The sequence below is a fragment of the Aquibium sp. A9E412 genome (genome assembly GCF_030398335.1).
Taxonomy (GTDB): Bacteria; Pseudomonadota; Alphaproteobacteria; order Rhizobiales; family Rhizobiaceae; genus A9E412.
Genome location: NZ_JAOAOP010000002.1, coordinates 183,765 through 194,352, shown reverse-complemented (window position 1 = coordinate 194,352; position 10,588 = coordinate 183,765). Strand labels below are relative to the sequence as shown.

Annotated in this window: 8 protein-coding genes; 1 reads left to right on the top strand and 7 read right to left on the bottom strand. The window is 70.5% G+C overall.

From position 1 onward, the window contains the following. Nucleotides 1-108 precede the first annotated feature (108 nt). From rsmA to N1F89_RS02195, 7 genes are all read right to left on the bottom strand, one after another. Nucleotides 109-951 (bottom strand): 16S rRNA (adenine(1518)-N(6)/adenine(1519)-N(6))-dimethyltransferase RsmA, encoded by an 843-nt coding sequence (rsmA, locus tag N1F89_RS02225; RefSeq protein WP_290081051.1) that lies wholly within the window; start codon nucleotides 949-951, stop codon nucleotides 109-111. Continuing rightward, complete coding sequence (pdxA, locus tag N1F89_RS02220; protein ID WP_290081050.1) at nucleotides 948-1,964, bottom strand: 4-hydroxythreonine-4-phosphate dehydrogenase PdxA; 1,017 nt, start codon at nucleotides 1,962-1,964, stop codon at nucleotides 948-950. The genes rsmA and pdxA overlap by 4 nt, the downstream gene beginning before the upstream one ends. A 35-nt stretch (nucleotides 1,965-1,999) precedes the next feature. Beyond that, entirely contained in the window at nucleotides 2,000-2,938 is a 939-nt protein-coding gene (locus tag N1F89_RS02215) for a SurA N-terminal domain-containing protein (RefSeq protein ID WP_290081048.1), read from the bottom strand. Nucleotides 2,939-3,176: 238 nt separating this feature from the next. Next, nucleotides 3,177-5,492 carry an LPS-assembly protein LptD gene (locus N1F89_RS02210; protein ID WP_290081063.1) on the bottom strand — a complete coding sequence of 772 codons (2,316 nt, stop codon included), beginning with the start codon at nucleotides 5,490-5,492 and terminating at the stop codon, nucleotides 3,177-3,179. 77 nt (nucleotides 5,493-5,569) lie between these two features. Continuing rightward, nucleotides 5,570-6,658 carry an LPS export ABC transporter permease LptG gene (gene lptG, locus N1F89_RS02205; protein WP_290081046.1) on the bottom strand — a complete coding sequence of 363 codons (1,089 nt, stop codon included), beginning with the start codon at nucleotides 6,656-6,658 and terminating at the stop codon, nucleotides 5,570-5,572. Beyond that, nucleotides 6,655-7,866, bottom strand: a complete 1,212-nt coding sequence (locus N1F89_RS02200; protein WP_290081044.1) for an LptF/LptG family permease — start codon at nucleotides 7,864-7,866, stop codon at nucleotides 6,655-6,657. The genes lptG and N1F89_RS02200 overlap by 4 nt, the downstream gene beginning before the upstream one ends. Nucleotides 7,867-8,038: 172 nt before the next feature. Next, a complete protein-coding gene (locus N1F89_RS02195) occupies nucleotides 8,039-8,776 on the bottom strand; it encodes a phosphatase PAP2 family protein (protein ID WP_290081043.1) in 738 nt (245 codons plus the stop codon). A gap of 312 nt (nucleotides 8,777-9,088) precedes the next feature. On the opposite strand from N1F89_RS02195, the gene N1F89_RS02190 reads away from it, so the two are divergent. Then, on the top strand, nucleotides 9,089-10,585 hold the full coding sequence (locus tag N1F89_RS02190) for a leucyl aminopeptidase (protein WP_290081042.1): 1,497 nt from the start codon (nucleotides 9,089-9,091) through the stop codon (nucleotides 10,583-10,585). The last annotated feature ends 3 nt before the right edge of the window (nucleotides 10,586-10,588 follow it).

Below are 10,588 nucleotides of genomic sequence, written 5' to 3'. Positions count from 1 at the left end.
ACAAGCGTTTCCAGGCGAAGTGGAAACCGGTTCGCCGTTCGGAAACGCGTCAAGACAAGCGTTTCCAGGCGAAGTGGAAACCGGTTCGCCGTTCGCAAACGCGTCGCTCTAAACGGCGCCGGCGCGCAGCGCGTTCGCCAGCGCCACGAACTCCGCCACCGACAGCGTCTCGGCGCGCCGCGTGCCGTCGATGCCGGCGGCCTCGAGCAGCGCCGGCCCGCCGAGCCGCTTGAGGCTCTGGCGCAGCATCTTGCGGCGCTGGCCGAAGGCCGCTTCCGTGACGCGCGACAGCGTCGCGGCGTCGGCGGCAAGCGGTGCCGCGCGCGGCACCAGGCCGACCACCGACGAGGTCACCTTGGGCGGCGGCGTGAAGGCCTGCCGCGGCACGTCGAAGAGGATGCGCGCCTCGCTGCGCCAGCCGGCCAGGACGGCGAGCCGGCCATAGGCGGCGTCGCCGGGCGCGGCGACGATGCGCTCGGCCACCTCGCGCTGGAACATCAGCGTCATCGAGCGCCAGAAGGGCGGCCAGGCGGACGGCGTCAGCCAGCGCACCAGCAGCGCCGTGCCGATGTTGTAGGGCAGGTTGGCGACGATGCGCACGTCCTCGGCGCCGGCGGCGAGCCCGGCGAAGTCGGTTTCCAGCGCATCGCCCGGCACGACCTCCAGCCGGCCGGGATAGCGCGCGGCGACCGCGGCCAGCGCCGGCAGGCAGCGCTCGTCGCGCTCGATGGCGACGACGCGCGCCGCGCCCTCGGCGAGCAGCGCCCGCGTCAGGCCGCCGGGGCCGGGGCCGACCTCGATCACGGTGGCCTGCGACAGGTCGCCGGCCGCCCGCGCGATGCGGCCGGTCAGGTTGAGGTCGAGCAGGAAGTTCTGGCCGAGCGCCTTGCGGGCGGCCAGCCCGTGCTCGGCGATGACCGCGCGCAGCGGCGGCAGCCCGTCGCCGCTCACCGTTCGGGTCCGGCCGCCGCGCGCCCGGCCATCGCGGCGGCGAGCTTGAGCGCGGCGATCAGGCTGTCGGGCCTGGCGAGCCCCTTGCCGGCGATGTCGAAGGCGGTGCCGTGGTCGGGCGAGGTGCGGATGAAGGGCAGGCCGAGGGTCACGTTGACCGTCTCGTCGAAGGCGAGCGCCTTGGCCGGGATCAGCGCCTGGTCGTGATACATGCACAGCGCCGCATCGTAGCCCGCGCGCGCGCCGGCGTGGAACATGGTGTCGGCCGGCAGCGGGCCGAACGCCTCGATGCCCGCCGCGCGCAGCCGCTCGACGGCCGGCCGCACCACCGCCTCGTCCTCGCCGCCCATCGCGCCGCCTTCGCCGGCATGCGGGTTGAGCCCGGCGACCGCCAGCCGCGGCCGGGCGATGCCGAAGCGACGCGCGAGCCCGTCGGCCGTGATGCGGCCGGTCTCGACGATCGCCTCGGTGGTCAGCGTCGCCGGCACGCTGGCGAGCGGGATGTGGATCGTCACCGGCACCGTGCGCAGCTCCGGTCCGGCCATCATCATCACCGGCCGCACCGGGCCGTGGCCGAAGCCCTCGGCGAGATGGCCGAGAAACTCGGTGTGGCCGGGAAACGAGAAGCCCGCCTCGTAGAGCGGCTTCTTGGCGATCGGCGCGGTCACCACGCCGGCGACGCGGCCGGCGTCGGCATCGGCCGCCGCGCGCCGGATCGTCTCGATCACGCCGGCGGCGTTGCCCCGGTCGGGCGTGCCGGGCGTGTCGCTCATGGCGCGCGCGGCCGGCACCACCGGCAGCGCGTCCTCGAAGCGCGACGCGGCCTCCTGCGGCCCGGTCTCGGCGATCGGGATGGTGCGGCCGGCGTGCCGGGCGCGCGCGGCGAGCAGCGCCGGGTCGCCGTAGACGCAGAACGCCGGCACCGCGTGCGCGGCGCGCAGCCGCCAGGCCTCGAGCACGATCTCCGGCCCGATGCCGGCCGGCTCTCCCATCGTCAGGGCGAGAACGCTCATGGCGCGGAACGATCCTTCCAGACGGGCGCCGCCGCTCAGCGCTCGACGATGCGTGCCTTCTCGCGCAGCTCGGCCATGAACTCCTCGCTGAGCTTCTCGCCGATCTCGCTGTCGGACTGCTCGCTCTGGAAGACCATCTGCGCCACGCGGTCGTCGGAGACCTCGCGCGTCGAGCACACGCCGATGAACTCGACGCCGCGCTCGGTCACCCGCACCGGCGTGGCGGCGCCCGGCGCGGTCTTGCTGACCTCGTCCTTCCAGTCCGGCGGCAGCTCCGGCGCCAGCACGCGGCCGAGGTCGCGCACGGTCACGTCGAGCAGGCCCTTGGCGAACTCGCGCGTGCTGTCGCAGCCGCGGAAGCGGTCGCGCATCGACTGCGCCTCGCGCTTGCGCTTGTTGATCAGGGCGTTGCGCTCGGCGCTCGGCACCACGAAGATGACCTGCTGCAGCATGTACTCGGTGGCGGTCGGCTTCTGGCCGCCCTGCTCGAGCATCTTCTGCACCACCTCCTGCTCGCTCATCTGGCCGGTCGAGCGGTAGCGCGCCTGCAGCACCCGGTTCCAGCCCATCTGGGTGCGGATGAAGTCCTTGAAGTGCGCCTGCGTGACGCCCGACTGGGCGAGGATCGAGTTGAGCTGGCTGACCGACAGATTGTTGCCCGAGGCGAAGCGCTGATAGGCCTGATCGACCGCGTCCTCGGAGATGGTGATGTTGCGCCGCGCCATCTCCTGCAGGCGCAGCGTCTGGTTGATCATCTCCTCGGTGGCGGCCTGGCGCAAGTTGCCGCTGCGCCGCTGCAGCCGCAGCAGGGCGACCCGCCGCTCGATGTCGTAGCTGGTGACCGGCGCGTCGTTGACCACGTAGCGGATCTCCGCCGCCTGCGCCGGCGCCAGCGGGACGGCCAGCGTCATCGCCAGTGCGGCGGCAATGAGGGTGAGGCCCACCCGGGTGTGACGTCGGCTGCTCGCTGTCATCGTCTGCGGCTCCCCATTTCTCTCGTTCGTGCCAGGCAAGGCCCGTGTGCTGATCCTAGAGCGTTTGCAGGCGAAGTGGAAACCGGTTCGCCGTCCGCAAACGCGTCAAAACCAAAAGCTGGAGCCGATCTGCGGCTCCGTGAAAGGCAGAACGGCTCTAGCACGGCCGGTGATGTCGGGCCTATGGGGCGAAACGATGACCGCTTGCCCGCCGCCCTGCCGGCCGCGCACGCCGTGCTCAGTCGTCGAAGCTGTCGAGCACGCTGTTCGCGTTGCTGCCGAAGTCGCCGATGGTGCGCAGCGACACGCGGAAGCTGAAGGCGTTGCTCACCTCGTCCGTGACCACGTTCTGCGTCCGGCTGAAGGTCATCGTGTAGATGAAGCACTCGTCGTCGTAGCCGAGGCCGATGGCGGTCGACGACAGCGTGCTGCTCTGCAGGTCGTAGGTCGCCGAGCCGAAGGTCGTCCAGTTCTCGCGGAAGCGCAGCCGCACCCTGCCGGTCACCTCCTGGCGGTCGTTCGGGAAGCCGTAGAGCGGCTGCGCCTGGATGTAGGCGTACTGGCCGTAGACCGAGAAGGGCCGCGACGTGTAGCCCGCCCGCACGTCGGCGCGGCGCATCTCGAAGGTCTGCTCGTCGAAGCGGGCGCCGAGCGAGGCGGAGTAGCCGCCGGGCGAGGCGACGCCGACCAGGCCGACGAAGTCCGACACGTCGCTCTCCAGGCCCGAGAAGGCGCCGACATTGACCAGGTCCGGCTGGGCGAAGGGATTGCGTCCGGCCAGATGGTAGGACTGGCCGAACAGCGCGTTGGCGCTCCAGCCGTTGGCGAAGCTGCCGACGTAGCGCAGGCCGACATTGGCGCGCGTGCCGCCCTCGATGCGGTCGTAGCCGGAGAACTTGTCGCGCGCGAACAGCGTGGTGGCGTCGAACACCAGGCTCTGGGCATCCTCGTTCGGAATGCCGAGCGTGTCGCCATAGGGCGCGTCGGGCCGCAGGAAGATCTGTGCCATCGGCTCCAGCACGTGCGTCGAGCTCGCCGTCGAGAACAGCACCGGCCAGCGCACCTCGAGGCCGGCGGTCGCCATGTAGCGGTAGTAGGACGAGCGCACGTCGGCGGCCACGGGCGTGCCGTTGATCGTGAAGTTGTTGATCGCGTTGACGGTGCCCGGCCCGTAGTCGGTGAAGATCGCGTCGCTGCGCGCATGCAGGATCGGCGTCAGCGACAGCCCGCCCGGCGTGACGAAGCGGCGCTTCCACTCAGCCTGCGCGGTCACCCGGCCCGAGGCGCCGCCGGGACCCTCGACCTCGGTGAACGGCGCCACGGCCGGGTTCGGCGACACGTCCTGCAGCTCGCGGTAGAGGCCCTGCGCGTGGACGTCGATGCTGAGCTCGCCGCCGGCCAGCGGCGTATCGGGGATGTAGGCGTAGTCGAAGCTCGGCAGCACCCAGGGCTGCTTCTCGTCGGTCGCGAACCGGTTCGACGCCGGCACGTCCTCCTGCACCTGGAAGTGCATCGCGCGCAGGTCGAAATAGTTGCGGTCGTTGAGCCCGGTCAGGAAGACCTCGGAGCGCCGGTTGCGCTCGTCGAAGCCCTCGATGTCGTAGGTGTTGGAGAAGTTCTTGTCCGACTGGACGAGCACGTCCCAGCCGAAATGCCAGCGCGGGTTGATCTCGAAGAAGCCGCGCGAGCCGACCATGCCGCGGTTGACGTTGGCGCTGTCGATGCGCCCGGCGCGCCAGGCGTCGGGGTTCTGCTGGATGATGCCGGCCACCTTGAAGTTGTAGTAGCCGCTGTTGAACTGCTGGCGCCACTCCGCCTCGCCGAGGAAGCCCTGGCGCGTGTAGCCGGTGACGGCGAGCGTCAGGTCGTAGGTCGGCGCCAGCGCCAGGTAGTAGGGCACGCGCAGGCCGTAGCCGCGCTCGTCGTCGCCGGTGATGCTGGGGATCAGGAAGCCCGATTTGCGCTTCACCGTCGGATCGGCGATCTCGAAATACGGCAGATAGGCGATCGGCAGGCCGAAGAACTCGAAGCGCGCCTGCTCGAAGCGCACGATCTTGGTCTCGCCGTTCCAGATGATCTTGCGCGCCTTGACCTGCCAGATCGGCGGCTTGCCGGGCTTTTCCTCGCACGGCTCGCAGGCGGTGTAGACGCCGTTGTTGAAGGTGGTCAGCGTGCCGTCGCGGCGCTCCGCGCTCTCGGCGGCGAAATAGGTGTCGTCGACGGTCTCGATGCGCAGCGCGTTGACGAAACCGTCGCGGAAGTCGTCGGTGATGTCGATCTCGTCGGCGAAGATGCGGTTGCCGTCGCGCTCGACGATCTCGACATTGCCGATGGCCATCAGCCGCGCGGTGTTGCGGTCGTAGGTGATGCGATCGGCGACCAGCGTGTTGCCGCCATACTCGATCTGCACGCCGCCGACGGCGGAGATCGTGTTGGCGTCGTTGTCGTAGACCAGCGTGTCGGCCTCGAGCAGCATCTCCGCGTCGGCGGGGAGCTGCTCGGCGGCGACGTCCTCGAGCTGTGCGGCGGCGGGCCCGGGCAGGGCGGCCGCCATGACGCAGGCAAGCGCCGTGGCGCCCGTCAGGGCCGCCAGCCGGCGGGGTCCCACGCCTGCCGTCGCCGGCTTACGCACTAGCCATCCTCCTTGTACAAAAGGAACGTCACCCCGAAGAACATGGCCACGACGACCGGTGTCCAGGCGGCCACGACGGGCGGCACGATCCCTCCGCTGCCGAACGCCTTGACCACGACCGAGACGACATAAAGCAGAAAGCCTGCGAGGATTCCAGCCAGAATCAGGGTCGCCGACTGGCCCATCCGGGCAAAGCGCATCGACACCGTGGCGGCGATCAGCGTCATCGCGACCAGCAGCACGGGCAGTGCCAGAAGCGATTGAAATTGCATGGCGAAGGCATCGGCGCCGAGGCCGAAGGCGCGTGCGACCTCGATCTTGCCGGGCAGCTCGAAAAAGGGGATCGCCTCCGGCCGGGCGAGCTGCTGCTCGACGAATTCGGGGCTCAGCCCCGACTTGATCGACACCGTCGACAGCTCCTGCTTGTCGCGTGCGGCATCGACGCGCACCACATCGGTGAGCCGCCAGGCGCCGTCGTCGAGCACGGCGCGGCGCGCGTCGAGCCGCTCGACGATGTCGCCGTCCTCGCCGATTCGCAGGAAGGTCGCCTGGCTGAGCAGCAGGCCGCGCCGCGCGGTGTTCTTGGCGCCGATGATGGTCACGCCCTCGTCGGTGCGCTGGCGCAGCCACGGCATGCGGCTGCCGCCGTCGTCGCCGGGATTGGCGCCGCGGATCGTCGCCTCCATCTCCTGCGAGTAGGCGAAGGCCTTGGCCGCCAGCGGGTTGAGCACCGCCACCGCGGCGACGCCGATCAGGAAGCTCGCCACGCACAGCGGCGCCAGGAACTGCCAGGCCGAGACCCCGGCGGCGCGCGCGATGACGAGCTCGTGCTTGCGGTTGAAGTTGACCAGCGCGGTGATCGCCGAGAACAGGATGATGAAGGGGATCGCCGTCTGCACGATGAACGGCACCTTGAGCAGCGACAGCAGCAGGCCGGCCGAGAAGCTGAAGCCCTCCCAGCTCGACGCGCGGCGCGAGAACTCGGTGAAGTCGGCCAGATAGGCGATGATCAGCAGGCCGAGAAAGATCTGCGCGGTGAGCACCGCGTAGCGGCGCATGAAGTAGAAGAACAGCGTGCCGCCCATCATGGCCGGCTCTCCGCGCCGCGGCCGCGATACCCCTTCATGCGCAGCTGCAGCCGCTCGAGCCGGGCGCCGGCCGTCTCGACCTGCCGCGTCACGCGGTCGACCAGCTTCTGCGGCACGTGTGCCTGGCGGCCGAGCAGCAGCAGGGCGAGGAAGGCGGCCGACGCGCCGACCGGCAGCGCATAGGCGAGCACCGCCACCGCCGTGCTCTCGCCCGCCTCGTTGATCACCAGGAAGCCCGCCCCGCGCAGCGCGAGCGCGATGGCGAAGGCGACGGTGAGGTTCCACATCTGCTCCTCGCGGTTGGAGCGCGCGCGGCTGGCGAAATAGACGGCGATGACGCCGAACAGGAAGGCGTAGAGCCAGTCTGTCAGCCGCCGGTGCAGCTCCGAGCGCAGCAGATGCGGCACGTGTTTGGCGAGATGGTTCTCCGGGTCGGGGTCGAGCAGGAAGCCGGTGTCGTACTCCTTGGGCAGGTAGTTGGCCTCGCCCATCGCCGGCCGGAAGTCGGACAGGTCGAGGCCGCTGGTCTCGAAGCGCACGAACCACAGCTCGCCCGTCTCGCGGCTCTTGCGGTGCAGCTCGCCCTCGCGCAGCAAGAGCAGGTCGCGCCTCTCGTCGCGCAGCAGCACGCCGCGCTTGGCGTAGTAGATCAGGTCCTGCTCATCGTCGCGCAGGTCGACGAGCAGGATCTGACCGAGCGTGCCGCCGGGAAGCTGCTCGCCGATCTGCACGTAGAGGTTCTCGTCGAGCGCGGTGAAGGTGCCGGCCTGGATGGCGACCTGCAGCAGGTCGGCCCCGGCATTGGTCAGCACGTCGCGCAGCTTGCGGTTGGCCCACGGCTCGGCGGCCAGCGAGATGCCGAGCGTCACCAGGCTGGTGATCAGCGCCAGCACGAGAACCGGCCGGGCGGTGGTGCGCGGCGACTTGCCGGAGGCCTCGAGCACCGAAAGCTCCGAATCGCCGTTCATGCCGTCGAACACCCGGGTGGCCGCGATCAGCAGCGCGAAGGGCATGACCACGACGATCATCGACGGCACCAGGAAGGCGGCGATCTTCAGGAACGTCACCAGCGCCTCGCCGGAGGTGGTGATGACGTTGATGCGGATGAGGATCTGCGTGATCAGAACGATCGTCGTGCTGGCGATCAGCATCACCAGCGCCAGGCCCAGGACGCGCCGGAAGATATAGCGTTCGATGAGGCTCGTCATGGCGCGCGGGCTTGGCCTGTCGTCTTGCGGCACGGGGCGCGGGCCCCCGTGGAATGCGCCGCATGCGACGCCACGCCAGGGTACACCCGTCCTCCACCTGATCGAACCGCAGATTGGCTAAAATTGGACGAACCGGCGTGGTTAAGAAAACCCTGATGCAGCCGGGCAACGCTCAGGGCCGGCGCCCGGCGGCGGCGGGCGCGCCGCTTGCCATCAGCTTGCGGGTGGCCAGCGAGGCGAGCGCGAAGACCCACAGGGTCAGGCCGCCGGCGATCGTCACGTCCGACAGGTAGTGGCCGCCGAAGGCGACGCGCAGCATGGACACGAACACCGCGACGGCGAGCGTGACGACCAGCGCCGCGCCGCGCAGGCGCGCGGGAAACAGCGGCACCAGGCAGGGCAGCCAGAACGCGGCCGACGCCTCGCCCGACACGAACGAGCAGTTGCGGGCGCAAAGATCGGTGAACTCGCCGACCGGCACGAAGGGCTGCGTGCCGCCGAACAGCTCGGTGTCGCGCGGCCGCGGCCGGCCCGAGAACTCCTTGAGCAGCAGGTTGACGAGCACCGCCGACGACGCGATCAGGCTGCCGAGCGCCACCAGAGCCGTCAGGTTGAACGGGTCGCGCAGGCGCGGCGGACGCACCATGCGCACCAGCACGATGGCGAGCAGCGCCACGGCGAGCGTCGCCGGCAGCACGTGGAAGAAGTTGCGCACGGCGATCAGCGTCGGATCGGCCGAGGCCGGGAAGCCGCCGCACACGCGCGCGGCGGGCGCGCCCTCGGCGCAGTCGGCGGCCAGGAAGAACAGCGTGCTCGCCCAGCGGTCGAGCCCCGGCGCCAGCGCGAACAGGAAGAGCGCGCCGACCAGGAACAGCGTCAGTCCGGACACCACCGAGCCGCGCCCGAACACGGCGAGCGGTTCTGTGGCATCCCGTTCGGGTGCACCCCTTGCAGCCATTCTTACCCCAATTGCCCGCTACCGGCCGCCCCGCCGGTCGGCTGCGGCGGCCGGTCGTTGCCGCGCCGCCGTCGCCTTTTGCAAAACGGCGCGGAGAATGCGAAGCATTTCGCCGGTTGGCAAGCCCGCGCCGCATGCCGCGGCTGCGATGGATCGCCGCTCGCCCGTCGCCGGGAACGGCGGCCGTCGGCAGGGGTTGCCTTCCGGGCGGAAACGCCCAAGATCGCGCGGATTTCGACGACAGCACGCTGAAACGGATGAGACATGGCCAAACGCCCGACAATCACCTTTGCCAAGCCCGCCACCCCGAAGAAGGGCACGGTCGTCGTGCTCATGCCGCAGGACGGCGCGCTGTCGCCCGACGCGGCGGCCTGCGACCCCGACGGCGTGCTCTCCAGGGCGTCGAAGACGGCCGGGTTCTCCGGCAAGCCCGGCAAGAGCGTCGAGGTGCTGGCGCCGGGCGGCAGCGCGCTTGACCGGCTGGTCGCCGTCGGCGTCGGCAAGCCGGCCGAGATCACCGAGGACACCTGGCTGAAGGCCGGCGGCGCGGCCGCGGCGGCTGCCGGCAAGGCGACCGAGATCGCCATCATCGCCCAGGTGGCCGACGCCGAGGTGTCGGCCGAGGCCGCCGCCGCGCTCGGCCTCGGCGTCCTGCTGCGCAGCTACGCCTTCGACAAGTACAAGACGCGGAAGGACGAGGACAACGGCAAGGCCGATCGCGGCAAGGCGGCCAGGGTGACCGTCCACTGCGCCGATCCCGCCGCCGCCAAGAAGGCCTTCGCGCGGCTGGAGGCGATCGGCGACGGCGTGATGACGGCGCGCGACCTCGTCAACGAGCCGGCCAACGTGCTCGGCCCGCAGGAGTTCGCCGACCGCGCCCGGGAGCTCCGGTCGCTCGGCGTCGAGGTCGAGATCCTGACCGAGAAGGAGCTCGGCAAGCTCGGCATGCGCGCGCTGCTCGCCGTCGGCCAGGGCTCCGCCCGCCCGCCGCGCGTGGCCGTGATGCGCTGGAACGGCGGCAAGGCGCGGCAGAAGCCTGTCGCCTTCATCGGCAAGGGCGTGGTGTTCGACACCGGCGGCATCTCCATCAAGCCGGCCGGCGGCATGGAGGACATGAAGGGCGACATGGCCGGCGCGGCCACGGTCGTCGGCCTGATGCAGGCGCTCGCCGGCCGCTCGGCCAAGGTCAACGCGGTCGGCATCATCGGCCTGGTGGAGAACATGCCGGACGGCCTGGCGCAGCGTCCCGGCGACATCGTCACCTCGATGTCGGGCCAGACGATCGAGGTCATCAACACCGACGCCGAGGGCCGGCTCGTGCTCGCCGACCTTCTGTGGTACTGCAACGACCGCTTCGCGCCGCAGTTCATGGTCAACCTGGCGACGCTGACCGGGGCCATCCTGGTGGCGCTCGGCAACGCCCATGCCGGCCTGTTCTCCAACGACGACGAGCTGGCCGAGCGCCTGACGGCGGCCGGCAGGGCGACGGCGGAGAAGGTGTGGCGCATGCCGCTCGGCAGCGAGTACGACAAGCTGATCGATTCCAAGTTCGCCGACATGAAGAATGTCGGCGGCCGCCACGCCGGCGCCATCACCGCGGCGCAGTTCCTGCAGCGCTTCGTCAAGGACACGCCGTGGGCGCATCTCGACGTCGCCGGCACGGCGATGGCCTCGCCGTCGTCGGAGGTCAACCGCTCCTGGGGCTCAGGCTACGGCGTGCGGCTGCTCGACCGGCTGGTGGCCGACCACTACGAGGGCTAGCCG